The following is an 18,430-nucleotide window of genomic DNA, read 5'->3' on the forward strand; positions in this document are numbered from 1 at the left end:
ATCCGCCCGATCCGCCCTACTGTGAGGCAAATCGGGCGAAGGGGGAGACAGTGGGCACGGGGACAGTAGGGGAAACGGCGAGCCGGCACCAAGAGCCGAACGGGCGGTGCCGCTGATGTCGAACAGGACGATGCGGGGTCTCGGGCTCGTGACCCTGGTGCTGGCCGCACTGCTCGGCTCGGCGTACGCGCTCGGCCGGGGCCTGGTGGCGGAGATGGGGGTCATGCCCAACGGTTCACCCGCCAACGCCAACGTCAACAGCACGCGATACGCCGACCAGCCACCCGCCACCCCGCCCACTCCCACGCCGTCCGCCAGCCCGAGCCCGTCCCCCCGGGACCGCGAGCTCGTCAACAACGGCGAAGGCGACGGGCCGAACGGCAGCATGATGAGCACGGGGTCGTCGGGGGTCGCCCTGACCTTCGACGACGGACCCGACCCGCAGTACACCCCGCAGGTGCTCGCCCTGCTCAGGGAGTACGGGGTGAAGGCGACCTTCTGCATCGTGGGAGAGAACGCGGAGAGCAACCCGGATCTGGTCCAGGCGATCGTGTCCGAGGGACACACCCTCTGCAACCACTCCTGGGACCACGACGAGAACATGGGCAAGCGGTCACCGGAGGCGATCCGGAACGACCTGCTCCGCACCAACGCGGCGATCCGGGCGGCGGTGCCGGACGCCCGCATCGCGTACTACCGGCAGCCCGGCGGCAACTGGACGTCCCCGATCGCGTCGATCGCGCAGGACATGGGCATGACCCCGCTGCACTGGGCGGTGGACCCGTCCGACTGGCAGGCGCCCAGCGCGACGCGGATCATCCAGACGGTGCTGAGCCAGACCGAGCCGGGCTCCATCGTGCTGATGCACGACGCTGGCGGCGATCGGCGGGGCACGATCACGGCGCTGGAATACCTGCTGCCCGAGCTGCTGAGCCGGTTCAAGCTGGAGGCCCTGCCCACCGGAACCACGTGACGACCGCCACCGGCCGCTGCCCGGGTCCGGCCCGACCGGCGACCGACCGGCCGCTACCTTGATGGGATGAGCAGCACGGAGCCGACCGCCGACCGAGTCGTCCGCGCCGACCGGCTGGCCCCGGTCGAGGTGGCCGAGGTGCTGGCGCTGGCCCGCGTCGCCGGCGACATCGACGGCGCGGACCCACTCGACGAGCACGTGCTGCTGCGGCTGCGGGACCCGGAGGCGTCGGCCGTGCACCTCACCGCCCGGGCCACCGACAACACCCTCACCGGCTACGCCCACCTCGACACCACCGATCCGACGAACGGCATCGGGGTGGAGCTGGTGGTGCACCCGACGTACCGGCGACGCGGCACCGGTCGGGCGCTGGCCCGGGGTGTGCTGGCGGCGGCGTCCGGACCGCTGCGCGCCTGGGCGCACGGCGACCACCCGTCCGCCGCCGCGCTCGCCGTGGACCTGGGCTTCGCCCGCGCCCGGGTGCTCTGGCAGCTGCGCCGCCCGCTGACCGCGGCGCTGCCCGAGCCCGCGCTGCCCGACGGCGTCCAGCTACGCGCGTTCCGCCCGGGCGAGGACGACGAGGCCTGGCTGGCGGTCAACAACGCCGCCTTCGCGCAGCACCCGGAGCAGGGCCGGTGGACCCCGGCGGACCTGCGAGTACGCCTGACCGAGCCGTGGTTCGACCCGGCCGGCTTCCTGCTCGCGGTGGACTCGGTCACCGGCCGGCTGCTCGGCTTCCACTGGACGAAGGTCCACGAGCGACCCGGCTCGGCCCGGATCGGCGAGGTCTACGTGCTCGGGGTGGATCCGTCCGCGCACCGGGGCGGGCTCGGCCGGGCGCTCACCACCGCCGGCCTGACCTACCTGCGGGACCGGCGGGGGCTGGACCGGGTGATGCTCTACGTCGACGAGTCGAACACTCGCGCGGTCGCCCTCTACGAGGGCCTCGGCTTCGCCCGCTGGTCCGCTCACGTCAACTACCAGCTCGGCTGACCGACGAGCCGGCTCCGCCAGCCGGATATGAATGGATAAAGGGGACACCTCCCCGCCCGTTCATGTAGTGGACAACACACCCTCAGCAGACCGTCGACTGACGGAGTGGGCCTGTTCACCCCCCGTTCATTTTCCGCGGGCGAGCCGGCTACCTGGGACTTTTAGCTTCATGTCAGCCGGTCAGCGCCGGCACCCGGGCCAGCCCCGGGCGTCCTGACCAAAGACGTGAAGGGAAACCCCTCAGGTGAAGCTCCAGCGGCACGGCGCCATTGCCTGCCTCGCTCTTACCGCGGCGCTCGGTCTCAGCGCCTGCGGCTCGGACAACAACGAGCCGGGGGCCGGCGCGTCCGCGTCCGCCTCGGCCGCTGACTGCGGCAAGGGCACGCTGAACGCGCAGGGCTCCTCCGCGCAGAAGAACGCGATGGCCGAGTGGATCAAGGCGTACCAGCAGAAGTGCGCCGGCACGACGATCAACTACGAGCCGACCGGTTCGGGCGCCGGCATCCAGGCGTTCATCGCCGGCACCGCCGACTTCGCCGGTTCCGACTCCGCCCTGAAGGAGGAGGAGCAGCCGCAGGCCGACGCCAAGTGCGCCGGCGGCCAGGCCCTCAACCTGCCGATGGTGATCGGCCCGGTGGCGGTCGTCTACAACGTCGACGGCGTGGACAACCTCCAGCTCACCCCGGCCACCCTGGCGAAGATCTTCGCCGGCAAGGTCACCAAGTGGGACGACGCGGCGATCAAGGCCGACAACCCGGACGCCAAGCTGCCGTCGACCGCGATCCAGACGGTGCACCGCTCCGACGAGTCGGGCACCACCGACAACTTCACCAAGTACCTCTCCAAGACCGCCGAGGCGGACTGGACCTTCGACCACGCCAAGGCGTGGATGGCCCCGGGCGGCGTCGGCGCGGCCAAGTCCGACGGTGTGGCCGGCAAGGTCAAGAGCACCGAGGGCACCATCAGCTACGTCGAGTGGTCGTACGCCGAGAACGCCGGCCTGAAGAAGGCCAAGATCCAGAACGGTGCCGGTGAGTTCACCGAGCTGACCGCCGAGTCGGCCGGCAAGACCATCGCCGGGGCCACGATCGAGGGCCAGGGCAACGACCTGAAGATGTCGATCGACTACAACACCAAGGAGGCCGGGGCGTACCCGATCGTCCTGGTGACCTACGAGATCGTCTGCAGCACGGGCCTCCCCGCCGACAAGCTGCCGCTGGTCAAGGGCCTGTTGACCCACGCCGCCAGCGCCGAGGGCCAGGCCGACCTGGTCGAGCTGGGCTACGCGCCGCTGCCCGACTCGGTCCGCACCAAGGTCGAGACCGCCGTCAAGAGCCTCTCCTGACGCACTGACCGACACCACCACCCTTTCCAATACGAAGCGAGCGAGCAGATGGGTGACGACCCTCACCGCTCGGCAGACGCCGGCACCGGCGGGACCCGCGTGGCCACGAGCCACGAGTGGCCCGCCGGTGCCTCGGCGCGTGTGGCCGAGACCTCCGGTAACCCCCGTACGACCGACCCTGGCCTGGGTGGCGGCGGGGCGCTGCCCCGGGCCCGGGCCTTCGGCGCGGAACGGGCGTTCCGCGGCCTGACCCTGGCGGCCGGCACCACGGTGCTGGTCATCATCGCGGCAATCGCGATCTTCCTGATCGCCAAGGCGATCCCGGCGCTGCGGGCGAACACCGAGTCGTTCTGGACCTACGAGGGCTGGTTCCCGAACGAGAACCCGCCGAAGTTCGGCATCGGCGCGCTCGCCTTCGGCACCGTGCTCAGTGCCGCGCTGGCGCTGCTCATGGCGGTGCCGGTCGCGCTGGGCATCGCCCTCTACCTCTCGCACTACGCCCCCCGCCGGCTGGGCAACGGCCTCGGCTTCCTGATCGACCTGCTGGCCGCCGTCCCCAGCGTGGTCTTCGGGCTCTGGGGCCGGGACTACTTCGCCAAGCCGGTCGCCGACCTGTCGGCCTGGCTGCACGAGTACTTCGGCTGGATCCCGATCTTCGGCGAGGGCCCGTACGGCAGCTCGGTTCTGCTCGGCTCGGTGGTGCTGGCGATCATGGTGCTGCCGATCGTCACCTCGCTCTCCCGCGAGGTGTTCCGGCAGACCCCGACCGCTCACCAGGAGGCCGCCCTCGCGCTGGGCGCCACCCGCTGGGAGATGGTCCGCACCGCCGTCCTGCCGTACGGGCGGCCGGGCGTGATCGCCGCGGTGATGCTCGGCCTGGGCCGCGCGCTCGGCGAGACCATCGCCCTGGCGTTGACCCTCGGCTCGACGTACGCCATCTCGTTCAACCTGCTGCAGAGCGGTGGCAACAGCATCGCGGCGAACATCGCGCTTCGGTTCGCCGAGGCGAACGACACCGGCCGGGGCGCGCTGATCGCCTCCGGCCTGGTGCTCTTCGCGATCACGCTGATCGTCAACATCACCGCCCGCGTGATCATCCACCGCCGTCGCGAGTTCACGGAGTCGGCCGCATGACCTCCACCGTCACCAGCCACCGCCCGCGGCCCCCGGCGCAGCCGATCACGCTGCGGGCCAAGCGGCTTCCCGGGTACGCCGCGCCCGCCATCGCCGTCGCGGCCCTGCTGGTCTCCACCGGCATCGTGTACGGCGCCGGCATCGGCGGCCCGGTCCTGGTCGTGGTCGTCGGCGCGCTGCTCTACCTGGCCGGTCTCTTCCTCGCCACGAACGCGGTGGAGGGCCGGCGGTCCGCCCGCAACCGGACCTGGAGCGCGCTGATCCACTCCGCCTTCGTACTGGCGGTGCTGCCGCTGGCGTCGGTGGTCTGGACCCTGGTCAGCAAGGGCGCCGAGCGGCTGGACGCGAACTTCTTCTTCACCTCGATGAACAACATCGGGGCCCGGGACGCGAACGGCGGCGCCTACCACGCCATCATCGGGACGCTGGAGCAGGTCGGCATCGCCACCCTGATCACCGTGCCACTCGGCGTGCTCTGCGCGATCTACGTGGTCGAGTACGGCCGGGGCCGGTTCGCCTTCACCATCCGCTTCTTCGTGGACGTGATGACCGGCATCCCGTCGATCGTCACCGGCCTGTTCGTGCTGGCCTTCTGGGTGCTGATCGTCTCCCCGGTCTTCAACAACGGCCGGCCGGGCTTCTCCGGCTTCGCCGCCGCGCTGGCGCTGAGCGTGCTCATGCTGCCGACCGTGGTCCGCTCCACCGAGGAGATGCTCCGCCTCGTCCCGGCCCCGCTGCGCGAGGGCGCGTACGCCCTCGGCGTGCCGAAGTGGAAGACCATCCTGCGGGTCGTGCTGCCGACCGCGCTGCCCGGCATCGTCACCGGCATCATGCTCGCCGTCGCGCGGGCCGCCGGCGAGACCGCCCCGGTGCTGCTCGTCGCCGGTGGCGGCGCGGCGATCAACTTCAATCCGTTCGAAAACAACCAGTCGTCGCTGGCCCTCTACGTCTACCAGCAGGCCGGCGAGGCCTCGAAGTACTCGCCGGCGCGGGCGTGGACCGCGGCGCTGACCCTGGTCGCCCTCGTCCTCATCCTGACCGTCGCGGCGAAGTTGCTGGCCCGCCGCAACCAGCTCAGCCGATGAACCCCGGAGGTACCACCACCATGGCCAAGCGCATCGAAGCCACCGACGTCACCGCCTACTACGGCGGTTTCAAGGCGATCGAGAACATCAGCCTGACCGTCGAGCCGAAGACGGTCACCGCCCTGATCGGGCCGTCCGGCTGCGGCAAGTCCACCTTCCTGCGGTCGATCAACCGGATGCACGAGGTGCTGCCCGGTGCCCGGGTCGAGGGCAGCCTGACCATCGACGACCAGGACATCTACCACCGGGACGTCGACGTCACAGCGGTCCGCCGCGTGATCGGCATGGTCTTCCAGCGGCCCAACCCGTTCCCCACCATGAGCATCTTCGAGAACGTGGTGGCCGGTCTGCGGCTCAACGGCGTCCGCAAGAAGTCGATCCTGGAGGAGGCGGCCGAGAAGGCGCTGCGCTCGGCCAACCTCTGGAACGAGGTGAAGGACCGGCTCGGCAAGCCCGGCGCCGGCCTCTCCGGCGGCCAGCAGCAGCGGCTCTGCATCGCCCGGACCATCGCGGTCGAGCCGCAGGTGGTGCTGATGGACGAGCCCTGTTCGGCGCTGGACCCGATCTCCACGCTGGCCATCGAGGACCTGATGTTCCAGCTCAAGGACAAGTTCACCATCATCATCGTCACGCACAACATGCAGCAGGCCGCCCGGGTGTCGGACCGGACCGCGTTCTTCTCCATCGAGAAGACCGGCGACCCGGGCCGCCTTATCGAGTACGACAACACCCAGAAGATCTTCAGCAACCCGAGCATGAAGAAGACCGAGGACTACATCACCGGCCGCTTCGGCTGAGCTGTCAACGGGGCAACCGCCGGGTGCACGGCCCGTCATGGTCGGGCCGGAGCAGACAGCGGCGGCCGTTGTGCGAGCAGCAGGGCGACCAGCAGGCCGCCGAGGCCGAGACGCCGCGGGCAGAAGGCAGGATGCCGTACCTCCGGGTTGTTCTCCGCCGCGACGTGCGCGTCGTCGCACTCGACCAGCCCGTGGAAGCTGAGCGAGCGGGCAACGACGCGTACGGCGGTGGCCAGGTCGTCGGCGGCCACCGGTAGCTGGATGACGTAGCGCTGGTCAGTCACCAGGGTGTCGCCTCTCGGTTCGCATCGCGGGTCTGGAAGGGGCGGGCCCGTCCCACGGCCGGCTGCGGACGGACCCGCACCGGCCCCACCACCGCAGCTTCAATCAGCGGTACGGCAGCAGAGCTGGTCCGGGTGGGGGCTGGTAGCTGATCGGGCGCTGGTTCGCGTTCCGCGATTGGTCACGATTGCGTGCCTGCTCGGACTGCCAGCTACGAAGGGCGTCCTTGATCCGACGGGTCTCGTCGCGCGCCCGTTCGGCTGCGGCATGGGCGGCAGCCAGTTCGGCGGCGACGCGGTCGAGGAAGACCCGTACGTCGGCGGGGTCAAGGCCGCGCCGGCCGAGGCGGGTGCGACGGAACCGGCGGGTCCGCACCTGGGCCGGATGCAGGGGTACGCATGACACCGACCAGTCGGCTTGTTCAGACAGGGCGAGGTGGGCAGCGGTCGGTGCGTCCGCCCACGCAGGCCGGGTAGGCGCCGGCTCGGCCGGTGGCGGCATCCGGTGTCGGTCTGGGCAGGTCCGCCAGAGCAGGCCACAGATGCAGCGCCGGGACCAGCGGCGGCGCTGGTGAATTAGATCCGAGGGTATCGGCTTCGTCGCTCGGCGTAGGCGCATGGCTTCGATACTCTCGATCCACCCAGCCCCTTGTCAAGGTGCAGGTTGCTGTTTGACAGGCTGCGGTTTGCCCGGAGCCCGCGTGGCTAACCTGCGCCCATGCCGAGGCACCTGTACGGACGGGGTGAAATCGCCCGTCGCCTTGGTGTGAGCAGGCAGCGAGCGGCGGAGATCATGGCGCGGCCTGAATTCCCTGAGCCGTACGACGTGCTCGGCATGGGCGCGGTCTGGCGCATCGAAGACGTCGAGGGGTGGATCCGCCAATACCGCCCACACCTCGCCGACGACGCGGGCTGACGCCACCAGGCGCTGCGGTCAATGCTCGGCCAAAGGGTCACCCCGTGCCACGTCAGCCGCTACGCGTGATTGGAACCGCTGAGATCGCGGACTATCTCGGCGTATCCCGGCAGTGGGTGGAGGTCCTGAGCAAGCGCCGAGACTTCCCTGAGCCGGCGGCGGTCCTGAAGGCTGGCCGCATCTGGCGGACCGAGGACATCGAGCAGTGGGCGGCTGAGCACCGGCCCCAACCCGAGCCGGACGAGCCCGCGTAAGATATCGACTCAGTTCGTCATGCGGGCCGACCTCAACGGCTTGGACTACGAGATGCCGGTTGAAGACTGACCACCAGGGCGTCACCCGGGCGGGTGCTGCCCGGATGATGGCCTTGGCGCTGCTCTGGGGCTCCAGCTTCCTGTGGATCAAGCTCGCCCTGCGCGGCTTCAGCCCCGTACAGATCGTCTTCGCCCGCCTCCTGCTCGGCTTCGTCGTGCTGGCGCCGCTCGCCCTGTCACGGGGCCTGCGCTTCCCGAGGGGCTGGACCACCTGGGCGCATCTGTTCTTCGCCGCGCTGGTCTCCAACGCCATGCCGTACGTGCTCTTCGGCGTCGGGGAGCAGACCGTCGGGTCGAACGTGGCCGGCGTACTCAACGCCACCACGCCGCTGTGGACGCTGCTGCTGGCCTTCCTCACCGGGACCGACCGGTCCGTCACCGCGCCGAAGGCTGCCGGCTTCGTGCTCGGATTCGTCGGCGTGGTCGTCATCTTCTCGCCCTGGCAGTCGGCCAACGAGATCGCGAGCTGGGGCGGTATCGCGTGCCTCGTCGCGGCGGCCTGCTACGCGGTCGGCTTCATCTACATGGGCCGCCACCTGATCGGGCGCGGCATCAGCCCGCTCATGCTGTCGGCCAGCCAGCTCGGCGCGGCCACGATTCTGCTGGCCGTGGCGATGCCGCTCGCCGGGACGGCACTGCCCGTCTGGCGGGCCGACGCGGTTGCCGGGCTGGTCGTCCTCGGCGCCATCGGCACCGGAATCGCGTACGTCCTCAACTACCGGATCATCCAGGACGACGGCCCGACCGTGGCCTCCACCGTCACCTACCTGCTGCCTGTCGTAGCCGTGATCCTGGGTTGGCTGGCCCTCGACGAAGCCATCACACCCGCCGTCCTGGCCGGCATCACCCTGGTTCTCCTCGGCGTCGCTCTCACCCGGAAGCCGAGCATCGGCCGAGCCACCTGATCGGCGCTCGAAATGCCGATTCTGTGTCGGGCCGGATCCCGATCCGGCCGATAGGTTTGGGCTGCCGCGCCCGTCTATCTGTCGACACCACCTGACTCGAAGGGGAGCACCCGATGGCAAAGGTCATCTCCACGCTGTTCATCTCGGCCGACGGTGTGGCCGAGATCGATCCCGATTGGCACTTTCCGTACTTTGACGAGAACATGGGCCGCGCCGCCGCCGAGGACTATGACGCCGCTGACGTGCTGCTCATCGGCCGTGAGACCTACGACAGCTTCGCCGGAGCCTGGCCCGACCGCGAGGCCGCGGGTGGGGACGACGCACCGTTCGCCAAGCAACTCGGGGACATGCGCAAGGTCGTCGTCTCGCGCCAGCCGCTGAAGTTCTCCTGGCGCAACTCCGAGCTGATCCAGGGCGATCTCCTCGATGCCGTCACCTCGCTCAAGGCCGATGTGGGCAGCAGAGGCATCCTGATCCCCGGGTCGATCTCCGTGGTGCAGCAACTACTCGCCGCGGGCCTGGTCGATGAACTGCGCCTGCTGGTGCATCCGGTGGCGGCGCGTAAGGGTCGCAGGCTGTTCGACGACGGCGACGCGCCGTACCACCTGACCATGACGGCGATGGAGGCGTTTCCGACGGGCGTGATCCGGGTGATCTACTCGCCGGCCGCAGCACCCGCCAAGGTCGGCTACGACGAGGTCACGGACCGCGTACCCGCAGGAAACCAGCCCTTCGGGGAGGGGTAGCCGCAACCGCCGGTCAGTCCAGCACGAACCGGGGTTCGCCGGTGAGGTCGAGGCGGGGGGTGATCGGGGTGGCGGCGTCGCGGGTCGCCGCAGCCTCGGCCACGCCCGGCAGGTCGCCGGCCGCGGCCACCTGGGCCAGGGAGACCATCGTCGGCGGGAGCATGTTCAGCTCCCCGGCCTCCGCCCGGGCCAGGGCGTCCGCCGGCCGAATCCACAGCGTGCGGTCGGCCTCACCGGAGACGTCCCGGGTCCGCTGCCCCTCCGGCAGCAGAGCCACGAAGAAGTACGTGTCGAAGCGGCGCGGCTCGAACTCCGGCGTGATCCATCGGCTCCACGGCAGCAGCCGGTCGGAGCGGAGGGTGAGCCCCCGGCCGGCCAGCAGGTCGGCGAAGCCGGTCCGGCGGGCCTCCAGATCCTGTCGGGCGGTCTCCCAGTCGTCGCCGCTCACGTCACCGACCACGGTGGCCGGGTCCGGGCCGGCCAGCAGCACGCCGGCCTCTTCGAACACCTCGCGGGCGGCGGCGCAGATCACCGCCTGCGCGGCGTCCGGGTCGAGGGCGAGGCGCTCGCCCCACTGGGCCGGTTCCGGGCCGGCCCAGTTCAGGTGTGTCTGCGAGTCGGAGCGGTCCACCCCGCCGCCGGGGAAGGCGTACATCCCGCCGAAGGCCATCGCGGCGACCCGGCGGATGACGTACACCTCGAAGTCGGCACCGGTGGGGCGGAGCAGCAAAACGGTGGCCGCGACCCGGGGCACGGCCGGCACGCCACCCTCGGCGCGGAACCGGCGAGCGTGCTCCACCAGGGCGGGGGGTGCGGCGAAACCGTCGATCGTCATCCCGCGAGCCTAGTTCCCGACCAATGGATCATCCTTCCGAGTGTGGGGCGGGCCGGGATAGCGTGCCGCCATGACGCGTTGGGGCATTCTCGCCACCGGGCACATCGCCGGCCAGTTCGCCGAGGATCTGCGGCTGGTGCCCGGGGCGGAGCTGGTCGCGGTCGGCTCGCGTACCCGGGAGAGCGCCGAGCTGTTCGCGGCCCGGCACGACGTCCCCCGGGCGTACGCCTCCTGGGCGGAGCTGGCCGCGGACCCGGACCTGGACGTGATCTACGTGGCGACCCCGCACGCCGCACACCACGAGGCGACCATGACCTGCCTGGCCGGCGGCAAGGCCGTGCTGGTGGAGAAGCCGTGCACGCTCGACCTGGCCACCAGCACCGAGCTGGTCGAGACGGCCGGCGCCCGAGGCCTCTTCCTGATGGAAGCCATGTGGATGCGGACCAACCCGATCATCCTGCGGGTCGTCGAGCTGATCGCGGAGGGAGCGATCGGTGAGGTGACCCACGTACGCGCCGACTTCGGGGTGGCCGGGCCGTTCCCGCCGGAGCACCGGATGCGGGCCCGGACGCTGGGCGGCGGCGCGCTGCTCGACCTCGGGGTCTATCCGGTGAGCCTGGCCCACCTGCTGCTCGGCGTGCCGCATCACGTGCGGGCATGGTCGAAGCTGAGCCCGGAGGGCGTGGACGAGAACACCGGCATCGTGCTCGGCTGGGACTCCGGCGCGGTGGCGACGCTGAGCTGCGGCATGGTCGGGGCCACCGCGATCACCGCCTCGATCACCGGAACGACCGGCCGGATCGACCTGCCCGAGCCGTTCTTCCGGCCGGGGTCGGCGGTACTGCACCGGCTCGGCGCCGAGCCGGAGATTATCCCGGCCGACCTGACCGGCGGCGGCTACCAGCATGAGGCCACCGAGGTGCAGCGCTGCCTGGCCGCCGGGCTGGTCGAGAGCCCGCTGGTGCCGCACTCCGCCACCCTCGAGGTGATGGCCCTCCTAGACGACATCCGCGCCCGTATCGGCGTCTCCTACGCGTGAGGGCTCCCTGCCCGGCGGCAGGGAGCCCTCACGGCGTCAGCCTCAGAACAGCGGGCGGACCACTAGGTACGCCAGGCAGGCGATCGCCGCTGCCGCCGGGAAGGTGATGATCCAGGCGATCACGATGTTGCCGGCCACGTTCCAACGGACCGCCGAGAGCCGCTTCGTCGAGCCGACACCCATGATCGCCGAGGTGATCGTGTGGGTGGTGGAGATCGGGGCGTGCAGCACCAGGGCGTTGAAGTAGAGCACCGCGCTGGCCACCGTCTCGGCCGCGAAGCCCTCCGGCGGGCCCAGGTCGATGATCTTCCGGCCGAGGGTACGGATGATCCGCCACCCGCCCGCGTAGGTGCCGGCCGCCAGCATGGCCGCCGAGGTCCAGAACACCCACTGCGGGATGTGGGTCTTGTCGGACTGGAAGCCACCGGTGTAGAGGGCCAGCACGATGATGCCCATGGTCTTGGCCGCGTCCTGCATACCGTGACCGACGGACATCGCGGCGGCGGAGAGGGTCTGCGCCCAGCGGAAACCTCGGTTGAGCTTGCCCGGCTGCCCCTTACGGAAGAGCCACAGGATCGCCAGCATCACCAGGAAGCCGAGCAGCAGGCCGACCACCGGCGAGACCACCATCGGGATGATGACCTTGTCGATGATGTTGCCCCACTGCACGACGCCGTCGGCGGCGAAGAGGGTCGCCCCGACCAGGCCGCCGAAGAGGGCGTGCGAGGAGGACGACGGCAGGCCGAAGTACCAGGTGATCAGGTTCCAGGCGATCGCGCCGAGCACGCCGGCGAAGACCACCCCGAGGCTGGTCACTCCGGTGGGCAGGGTGATCAGGCCGTCGCCGACCGTCTTGGCCACCCCGGCGCCGAAGTGCGCGCCGACGAAGTTGCCGACGGCGGCAAGGGCGAGGGCGACCCGGGGGGTCAGCGCGCGGGTGGAGACGCTCGTGGCGATGGCGTTGGCCGCGTCGTGGAAGCCGTTCGTGTAGTCGAACGCCATCGCGACCACGATCACCGCCAGCACGGCGATGAGTTCGGGACTCACGGGCTCAGGACTCCTTGACCGCGATGGTCTCGACCGTGTTGGCCACGTGCTCGAAGGAGTCGCAGGCGGCCTCCAGCTCGTCGGCCACCTCCTTCATCTTCAGCACGGTCAGCGCGTCGTACTCGCCGGAGAAGAGGCGGACGAGCAGCATCCGGTACGCCTGGTCACCCTCGTTCTCGAGGCGGTTGCACTCGATCCAGTAGGGCTCGAGGTTCTTCATCGACCGCAGCTGCGGCATCGCCTCGGCAGTCAGCTTGGCCTGCTGGTCCAGCACGCTCACCAGCTCGTGCAGCTCGCGCGGCAGCGCGGGGAGCTTGGTCAGGCCGTACAGGTAGAGCAGGTTGCCGACCGCCTCCAGGTGGTCCATCACGTCGTCGAGCAGCGAGCCCAGCCGGTAGATGTCCTCCCGATCGAACGGGGTGATGAAGGTAGAGTTGATCTTCTTGTACAGCTCGTGGGTGATCTGGTCGCTGTCGTGCTCGACCTCGGTCAGCCGCTCGCTGACCGACTGCACGTCGACCCCGGGCAGTGCCAGCTCGTTGAGGAGTTCGGTTCCCCGCACCAGGTTCTGCGCAGCCCTGGTGAAGAGCTCGTAGAAGGCGCCCTCGGTGGGACGGAAGGAAAACTTCACAGCACGGACCTCGTCGTGTCGGTGGAAGGGTGGCCGCCGCCCCACTGGGCGCCTGCAGAGGGCATGCTAGGGACCACCCGTGACCTTGCATTAGCCGGCCCACCCCTGGTCAAAGCCGATTTACCGGCCGTTCACCCGCTGTTCACCTTCACCTTTTGGCACGCCTAGGCCCGCAGCCGCTCGCGCTCCCGCTCCACGTCGAAATCGGCGGCCGGATACCCCAGATCGAACGCGTCGAACGTTTCCCGCAGCAGGTGGGCCACCGCCCAGTCGCGGTACCACTTCCGGTCCGCCGGCACCACGAACCAGGGCGCGGCGTCCGTGTCGCACCGCCGCAGCGCCTCGGCGTACGCGGCCTGGTAGTCGTCCCACCGGGCCCGGGAGTCCAGGTCGCTCGGGCTGTACTTCCAGTACTTCGTCGGGTCGTTGAGCCGCTCCATCAGCCGCTCGCCCTGCTCGACGTACGAGATGTGCAGCATCACCTTGACCAGGGTGATCGAGTTGTCGGCCAGGTCCCGCTCGAACGCGTTGATGACGTCGTAGCGGCTTCGCCAGGTGGTCTCGTCCACCAGTGACTCGACCCGGGCGATCAGCACGTCCTCGTAGTGCGAGCGGTTGAAGATCCCGACGTACCCGGGCGGCGGCAGGGCACGCCGGATCCGCCAGAGGAAATCGTGCCGCAGCTCCTCTTCCGTGGGCGGCCCGAACGAGCAGATGTGCAGGCGGCGTGGGTTCATCGCACCGGCCACCCGCTTGATCGTGCCATCCTTGCCGCCGCAGTCGATCGACTGGAGCACCAGCAGCACCCGGCGGGGGCGCTCGCCGGCCAGGTCGACGCCGGCCTGGCTCGGGGTACTGGTCGGCGCCTGCGGGCCGGCTGCCTGTTTCGCAGACGCGTACAGCATCTCCTGCTGCCGGCCGAGCCCCGCGCCGAGCAGCTCGACCTGCCTGCGCGCCCACTTCCGGCGGCGCTGCCCGCCACCGGCCGCCGCCGGCAGCCCCGGCGTCGACCGGGGGTCGACGGCCGTCAGATCAACCACCCCGCTGCCCGGCGCCACCCGCAGCAGCTCCTGCATCGACCCGCCCTCGGGTCGCGCCACCTCATCGACTCCGCTCATCCCCCGATCCTCGCCCACCTCGCCCACCTCCGCCTCCCGAGCATCCGAGTCGGAGGCGGACGCCAGCTGGCCGCCGCGCTGGTGAGGCCGGCTCAGACCACCAGGGCCAGCCATTTTCGGTACGACGTGGCGAACGGCTCGGTGCCGTCGTCGAGCGCGTCGAGGAGCCAACGGGCCGCGGCCTCCGCCTCGACGACCAGGTCGTCCGGGTAGCCGAAGCGGGCCCGGTGCTCGGCGAACTCGTCCTCGTCGCGCAGTTCCACGATGCCGGTCTCCCGGCGGCGCACCACGTCCAGGTCGAGGTCGATCAGGTGGACGGTGCGCTCGTCCTCCCACCGGGCGGGGGTGGTGATGTCGCAGTAGACCTCACTGGTCCGCGGCGGCGGGTTGAACATCCCGGTCCACCAGCCGTGCCGCGGCACCAGCAGGACGAACGGGATCTGCTCGACCGAGGGCCGGCCGTGGTAGACCGATTCGGTGCCCTTCGGCACACCGAGCCAGACGCCGAGGTCGTCCTCGGCGAGCCGGCGGGCCGGGTAGTCGCGGTGGGCGCTGCCGTCGTACTTGCGGTAGATCACGCGGACCACATCGCTCGGCATGACTGGCACCTTAGCCGATTTCGGCCACTCGGCGCTGTCGGCAGGTAACCGGACGCGATCCCACCCCGGGCCGCGCCACGACGCGGATCGGCGCGGCCGCTGTCGGCGGCGGCGGGTACGGTCGCACGGTGACCCTGCCCCGTACCGCCACCGGTCCCGCCCCGAAGAAGAAGCGCCGGGGCAGCCGGCCCAGCGGCGGGGAGCTGCTGGCCGCGGCGATCGGCGCGGTCCCCGGCGGCGCGACCCGCCCGGGCCAGCAGCAGATGACCGAGGCGATCGAACAGAGCATCGCCTCCGGCGAGCACCTGCTGGTCCAGGCGGGCACCGGCACCGGCAAGTCGCTGGCCTACCTGGCCCCGGCGCTGACCGTGGACGGCCCGGTGGTGATCTCCACCGCCACCCTGGCGTTGCAGTCCCAGCTGGTCGACCACGACCTGCCTCGGCTGGCCGATGCGGTGGAGCCGCTGCTCGGCCACCGTCCCACCTTCGCGGTGCTGAAGGGCCGGCACCACTACCTCTGCCTGGCCCGGCTGGACAACTCCGTCGAGGAGGAGCCCGGGGACACCCTCTTCGACGCGCCCCGGCCCGGCGGCGGCACCGGGTGGCTCGGCGAGGCGGGCCGGCTGGGCAAGCAGGTCCAGCGGCTGCGTGACTGGGCGGAGGAGACCGTCACCGGCGACCGGGACGAGCTGGACCCGGGCGTGGACGACCAGGTCTGGCGGACCGTCTCGATGCCGGCCCGGGAGTGCGTAGGCGCGGCCCGCTGCCCGTTCGGTCAGGAGTGCTTCGCCGAGGCGTCGCGGGCCCGGGCGCGCGAGGCCGACCTCGTCGTGACCAACCACAGCCTGCTCGCCGTCGACATGCTCGCCGGCCGGCACATCGTGCCGCCGCACCGGCTGCTCATCGTGGACGAGGCGCACGAGTTGGCCGACCGCGTCTCGTCGGCGGCCCAGGCCGAGCTGGTTCCCGAGCTGATCGACCGGTCCACCCGCCGGGCCCGGCCGCTGCTCCGCCCGGAGCTGGCCGATCGGCTCACCGAGGCCGGCGACGCCCTCGCGGTCGGGTTGGGCGAGACGCCGGCCGGGCGGCTCACCGCCGGCCTGCCACCGGCGCTGCGCGAGGCCTGCACCCTGCTGGACGGGGCGACCCGGGCCGCGCTGGAGGCGATCGGCGACGTCAAGTCCGACGACCCGGACCCGGTCCGCAAGCAGCAGGCCAAGGCGGTGCTGGACGAGCTCTCCGCCACCGCGCAGCGGCTGCTGGAGGAGGCGGACCACGACGTGGCCTGGGTGGAGAAGCCGGAGCAGGGCAACCGCCGAGCCCTGGTGGTCGCGCCGCTCTCCGTCGCCGGCACCCTCGCCGACCACCTGTACGACGAGCGTACGGTGGTCGCCGCCTCGGCCACCCTGGCGCTGGGCGGTCGCTTCGACACGGTGGCCCGCTCGCTGGGGCTGGAGGCGCCGCCGCCCGGCCCGCCGTCCCCGGCCGCCGCCGCGCTGGCCGCCACGGCCGCCGGCCGTCCCCAATCCGGGGTCGCGGACACTGCGGACCAGCGGGCCGCAACCGGCACGGCACCGGCCACCGAGGGTCCCGGCTGGCGTTCGCTCGACGTCGGCTCGCCGTTCGACTACGCCCGGCAGGGCATCCTGTACGTCGCCGCGCACCTGCCCCGCCCCAGCGTCTCCGGGCTGCCCGAGGCGGCCGGCGAGGAGCTGCTGGCGCTGGTCGGTGCGCTCGGTGGGCGTACCCTCGGGCTCTTCTCGTCGCGCCGGGCCGCGCAGCAGGCGGCGGAGCTGCTCCGCGCGCGGACCGACCTGCCGGTGCTGCTCCAGGGTGAGGAGGCGCTGCCGCTGCTGGTCCGTCGGTTCCGGGAGGAGCGGGAGAGCTGCCTGTTCGGGGTGATGTCGCTCTGGCAGGGGGTGGACGTGCCCGGTGAGTCCTGCCAGCTCGTGGTGATCGACCGGTTGCCGTTCCCGCGGCCGGACGAGCCCCTCGCCGCGGCCCGCGCGGCGGCGGTGGACGCCGGCGGGGGCTCCGGCTTCGCCGCGGTCAGCGTGCCGATCGCGGCGGTCCGGCTGGCTCAGGGCGTGGGCCGGCTGATCCGGGCGACCGGCGACCGGGGGGTGGTGGCGGTGCTCGACTCCCGGCTGGAGACGGCCCGCGGCTACGGCCCGTTCCTGCGGCGCTCTCTCCCGCCGTTCTGGTACACCACTCGGGCGGACGTGGCCCGGGGCGCGCTGGAGCGCCTCGCCAAGTCCTGACCACCACCCGCCGGGCCCGGCGTCAGGGGGCCTGGGAGGCGACCACCACAGCGTCCGGCGGGGTGTCCGGCACGGTGCGGGCGGCGAGCCGGCGGACCGCGGTGTTGAGCACCGCGATCAGCGGCACCGCGACCACCGCGCCGGCGATGCCGGCGAGGATCACAGCGGCCGCGATCCCGATGATCACGGCGAGCGGGTGGATGGCCACCGCCCGCCCCATGATCAACGGCTGGAGCACGTGCCCCTCCACCTGCTGCACGGCGATCACCGCACCGAGGATTATCAACGCGGTCACCGGGCCGCTGTCGACCAGCGCCACCAGCACGGCCACCACACCGGAGAGCGCCGCACCGACGATCGGGATGAACGCCCCGAGGAAAACCAACGCGGCCAGCGGGAACGCGAACGGGATGTGGAAGATGACCAGGAAGATGCCGATGCCGACGGCGTCGATGAAGGCGACCAGCACGGTGGCCCGGACATACGCGCCCAGCGTCGCCCAGGAGGCCCGACCGGCGTCGTCGACCTTCCACCGGGCGGCCACCGGCAGCAGCCGGACCAGGAAGCGCCAGATCTTGTTGCCGTCACGGAGGAAGAAGAAGGTCGCGAAAAGCACCAGGACGACCCCGGTCAGCACCTCGGCCAGCGTCGCCGTGGCGGAGAGCGCGCTGGTGGTGACCGTCCTGGAGTTACCGCTTATCCAGGTCTGCACCTCGTCGATGTAGTGGTTGAGCTGATTGTCCGAGACGTGCAGCGGGCCGGTCTTGAGCCAGGTCTGGATCTGCCGGACGCCCTGCGACGCCTTGTCGCTCAGCTGTGGCAGGCCGTCGATGAACTCGTTCACCACCAGGGTCAGCGTGCCGACCACCGCGGCCAGGCCGCCGACCAGCACCACACCGGTTGCCAGTGAGCGCGGAAAACGGGCCTTGAGCAGCCAGCCGACGGCCGGGGCGAGCAGCGCCGAGAGCAGCAGCGCGATCGCCAGTGGGATGATCACGATGCGGACCGTGCCAATGATCCTGAGCAGCGCCCAGGCCACGATGCCGATCGCGATCAACCGCCAGGACCAGGCCGCTGCGATCCGCAGCGCGTGCGGCACGTCCGCATCGTCCTGGCTGATGATCGACGGGTGCGGGGCGAACGGTGGCTCGGCGGCCGGGCTCGGAGCCGCCCCGGCGCCCGAGGAGGCCGGGCCTGGCGCAGACGGCGAGGCGACGTCGGACTCCCCCGACGGTTTACCGGACCCGGCCCGGTCGGCCCGGGCCGACACGCGGCCGGACTCGTACGCGCGGCGGAGCCGTCCGCGCATCCGCTCGAAGCGGCTCAAACGCACCTCCCGCAAACCTGGTCCGCCCACGAACAGGGGGGACAGGATAGTCGTTCGTACCACCCTAGGTCGGCTCCGCCACAC

At 71.2% G+C, this 18,430-nt stretch carries 19 protein-coding genes and 1 pseudogene; 12 read left to right on the forward strand and 8 right to left on the reverse strand.

From position 1 onward, the window contains the following. Window positions 1–115: 115 nt before the first annotated feature. From AB0C02_RS09410 to pstB, 6 genes are all read left to right on the forward strand, one after another. Window positions 116–973 (forward strand): polysaccharide deacetylase family protein, encoded by an 858-nt coding sequence (locus tag AB0C02_RS09410; RefSeq protein WP_357542943.1) that lies wholly within the window; start codon window positions 116–118, stop codon window positions 971–973. Between the two features lie 66 nt (window positions 974–1,039). After that, window positions 1,040–1,966 (forward strand): mycothiol synthase, encoded by a 927-nt coding sequence (mshD, locus tag AB0C02_RS09415; protein ID WP_357542945.1) that lies wholly within the window; start codon window positions 1,040–1,042, stop codon window positions 1,964–1,966. A 244-nt stretch (window positions 1,967–2,210) separates the two neighbouring features. Further along, complete coding sequence (pstS, locus tag AB0C02_RS09420; RefSeq protein ID WP_357542947.1) at window positions 2,211–3,311, forward strand: phosphate ABC transporter substrate-binding protein PstS; 1,101 nt, start codon at window positions 2,211–2,213, stop codon at window positions 3,309–3,311. Between the two features lie 48 nt (window positions 3,312–3,359). Further along, on the forward strand, window positions 3,360–4,445 hold the full coding sequence (gene pstC / locus AB0C02_RS09425; protein ID WP_357542949.1) for a phosphate ABC transporter permease subunit PstC: 1,086 nt from the start codon (window positions 3,360–3,362) through the stop codon (window positions 4,443–4,445). Next, the gene (gene pstA / locus AB0C02_RS09430; RefSeq protein ID WP_357542951.1) at window positions 4,442–5,530 is read left to right on the forward strand and encodes a phosphate ABC transporter permease PstA; all 1,089 of its coding nucleotides are present in this window, start codon (window positions 4,442–4,444) and stop codon (window positions 5,528–5,530) included. Before pstC ends, pstA begins: the two co-directional genes overlap by 4 nt. Window positions 5,531–5,550: 20 nt before the next feature. Next, window positions 5,551–6,327, forward strand: a complete 777-nt coding sequence (gene pstB, locus AB0C02_RS09435; RefSeq protein ID WP_357542953.1) for a phosphate ABC transporter ATP-binding protein PstB — start codon at window positions 5,551–5,553, stop codon at window positions 6,325–6,327. 35 nt (window positions 6,328–6,362) lie between these two features. On the opposite strand, the gene AB0C02_RS09440 is transcribed toward pstB, so the two are convergent. Then, complete coding sequence (locus tag AB0C02_RS09440) at window positions 6,363–6,611, reverse strand: hypothetical protein (RefSeq protein ID WP_357542955.1); 249 nt, start codon at window positions 6,609–6,611, stop codon at window positions 6,363–6,365. Between the two features lie 103 nt (window positions 6,612–6,714). After that, window positions 6,715–7,002, reverse strand: a pseudogene (locus AB0C02_RS09445) (DivIVA domain-containing protein); the annotation flags it as partial. A 399-nt stretch (window positions 7,003–7,401) separates the two neighbouring features. On the opposite strand from AB0C02_RS09445, the gene AB0C02_RS09450 reads away from it, so the two are divergent. The 4 genes from AB0C02_RS09450 (at window position 7,402) to AB0C02_RS09465 (ending at window position 9,489) form a co-directional block, all read left to right on the forward strand. Then, entirely contained in the window at window positions 7,402–7,524 is a 123-nt protein-coding gene (locus AB0C02_RS09450) for a hypothetical protein (protein ID WP_357542957.1), read from the forward strand. Window positions 7,525–7,589: 65 nt separating this feature from the next. After that, on the forward strand, window positions 7,590–7,778 hold the full coding sequence (locus AB0C02_RS09455; protein ID WP_357542959.1) for a helix-turn-helix domain-containing protein: 189 nt from the start codon (window positions 7,590–7,592) through the stop codon (window positions 7,776–7,778). A gap of 59 nt (window positions 7,779–7,837) precedes the next feature. Then, entirely contained in the window at window positions 7,838–8,743 is a 906-nt protein-coding gene (locus AB0C02_RS09460) for a DMT family transporter (RefSeq protein ID WP_357542961.1), read from the forward strand. 113 nt (window positions 8,744–8,856) lie between these two features. After that, window positions 8,857–9,489 (forward strand): dihydrofolate reductase family protein, encoded by a 633-nt coding sequence (locus AB0C02_RS09465; RefSeq protein ID WP_357542962.1) that lies wholly within the window; start codon window positions 8,857–8,859, stop codon window positions 9,487–9,489. A 13-nt stretch (window positions 9,490–9,502) separates the two neighbouring features. Here AB0C02_RS09465 and AB0C02_RS09470 read toward each other — a convergent pair whose 3' ends face one another. Then, the gene (locus tag AB0C02_RS09470) at window positions 9,503–10,324 is read right to left on the reverse strand and encodes an NUDIX hydrolase (RefSeq protein WP_357542964.1); all 822 of its coding nucleotides are present in this window, start codon (window positions 10,322–10,324) and stop codon (window positions 9,503–9,505) included. A 70-nt stretch (window positions 10,325–10,394) separates the two neighbouring features. Between AB0C02_RS09470 and AB0C02_RS09475 the strand changes: the two genes are divergently transcribed. Continuing rightward, the gene (locus AB0C02_RS09475; protein ID WP_357542966.1) at window positions 10,395–11,363 is read left to right on the forward strand and encodes a Gfo/Idh/MocA family oxidoreductase; all 969 of its coding nucleotides are present in this window, start codon (window positions 10,395–10,397) and stop codon (window positions 11,361–11,363) included. A 42-nt stretch (window positions 11,364–11,405) separates the two neighbouring features. Here AB0C02_RS09475 and AB0C02_RS09480 read toward each other — a convergent pair whose 3' ends face one another. The 4 genes from AB0C02_RS09480 to AB0C02_RS09495 all read right to left on the reverse strand — a co-directional run bounded on the left by AB0C02_RS09480 (window position 11,406) and on the right by AB0C02_RS09495 (window position 14,758). After that, window positions 11,406–12,410, reverse strand: coding sequence for an inorganic phosphate transporter (locus AB0C02_RS09480; RefSeq protein ID WP_357542968.1), 1,005 nt, complete (start codon window positions 12,408–12,410; stop codon window positions 11,406–11,408). A gap of 4 nt (window positions 12,411–12,414) precedes the next feature. Further along, window positions 12,415–13,041, reverse strand: coding sequence for a DUF47 family protein (locus AB0C02_RS09485; RefSeq protein WP_357542970.1), 627 nt, complete (start codon window positions 13,039–13,041; stop codon window positions 12,415–12,417). 164 nt (window positions 13,042–13,205) lie between these two features. Continuing rightward, window positions 13,206–14,159, reverse strand: a complete 954-nt coding sequence (locus AB0C02_RS09490; RefSeq protein ID WP_357542972.1) for a PPK2 family polyphosphate kinase — start codon at window positions 14,157–14,159, stop codon at window positions 13,206–13,208. 92 nt (window positions 14,160–14,251) lie between these two features. Continuing rightward, entirely contained in the window at window positions 14,252–14,758 is a 507-nt protein-coding gene (locus AB0C02_RS09495) for a DUF402 domain-containing protein (RefSeq protein WP_357542974.1), read from the reverse strand. A gap of 128 nt (window positions 14,759–14,886) precedes the next feature. On the opposite strand from AB0C02_RS09495, the gene AB0C02_RS09500 reads away from it, so the two are divergent. Next, entirely contained in the window at window positions 14,887–17,019 is a 2,133-nt protein-coding gene (locus AB0C02_RS09500) for an ATP-dependent DNA helicase (RefSeq protein WP_357542976.1), read from the forward strand. 22 nt (window positions 17,020–17,041) lie between these two features. On the opposite strand, the gene AB0C02_RS09505 is transcribed toward AB0C02_RS09500, so the two are convergent. After that, the gene (locus AB0C02_RS09505) at window positions 17,042–18,328 is read right to left on the reverse strand and encodes an AI-2E family transporter (RefSeq protein WP_357543337.1); all 1,287 of its coding nucleotides are present in this window, start codon (window positions 18,326–18,328) and stop codon (window positions 17,042–17,044) included. Between the last annotated feature and the right edge of the window lie 102 nt (window positions 18,329–18,430).

Source organism: Micromonospora sp. NPDC048999 (assembly GCF_040649295.1).
Lineage (GTDB): Bacteria > Actinomycetota > Actinomycetes > Mycobacteriales > Micromonosporaceae > Micromonospora.

Excerpts from the sequence above, each read along its gene's own strand:
- AB0C02_RS09475 (WP_357542966.1), top strand. The coding sequence starts at position 10,395 with ATGACGCGTTGGGGCATTCTCGCCACCGGGCACATCGCCGGCCAGTTC.
- AB0C02_RS09450 (WP_357542957.1), top strand. The coding sequence starts at position 7,402 with ATGGCGCGGCCTGAATTCCCTGAGCCGTACGACGTGCTCGGCATGGGC.
- pstA (WP_357542951.1), top strand. The coding sequence starts at position 4,442 with ATGACCTCCACCGTCACCAGCCACCGCCCGCGGCCCCCGGCGCAGCCG.
- AB0C02_RS09470 (WP_357542964.1), bottom strand. The coding sequence starts at position 10,324 with ATGACGATCGACGGTTTCGCCGCACCCCCCGCCCTGGTGGAGCACGCT.
- AB0C02_RS09505 (WP_357543337.1), bottom strand. The coding sequence starts at position 18,328 with ATGCGCGGACGGCTCCGCCGCGCGTACGAGTCCGGCCGCGTGTCGGCC.
- AB0C02_RS09495 (WP_357542974.1), bottom strand. The coding sequence starts at position 14,758 with ATGCCGAGCGATGTGGTCCGCGTGATCTACCGCAAGTACGACGGCAGC.
- AB0C02_RS09490 (WP_357542972.1), bottom strand. The coding sequence starts at position 14,159 with ATGAGCGGAGTCGATGAGGTGGCGCGACCCGAGGGCGGGTCGATGCAG.
- AB0C02_RS09410 (WP_357542943.1), top strand. The coding sequence starts at position 116 with ATGTCGAACAGGACGATGCGGGGTCTCGGGCTCGTGACCCTGGTGCTG.
- pstB (WP_357542953.1), top strand. The coding sequence starts at position 5,551 with ATGGCCAAGCGCATCGAAGCCACCGACGTCACCGCCTACTACGGCGGT.
- AB0C02_RS09465 (WP_357542962.1), top strand. The coding sequence starts at position 8,857 with ATGGCAAAGGTCATCTCCACGCTGTTCATCTCGGCCGACGGTGTGGCC.
- mshD (WP_357542945.1), top strand. The coding sequence starts at position 1,040 with ATGAGCAGCACGGAGCCGACCGCCGACCGAGTCGTCCGCGCCGACCGG.
- pstC (WP_357542949.1), top strand. The coding sequence starts at position 3,360 with ATGGGTGACGACCCTCACCGCTCGGCAGACGCCGGCACCGGCGGGACC.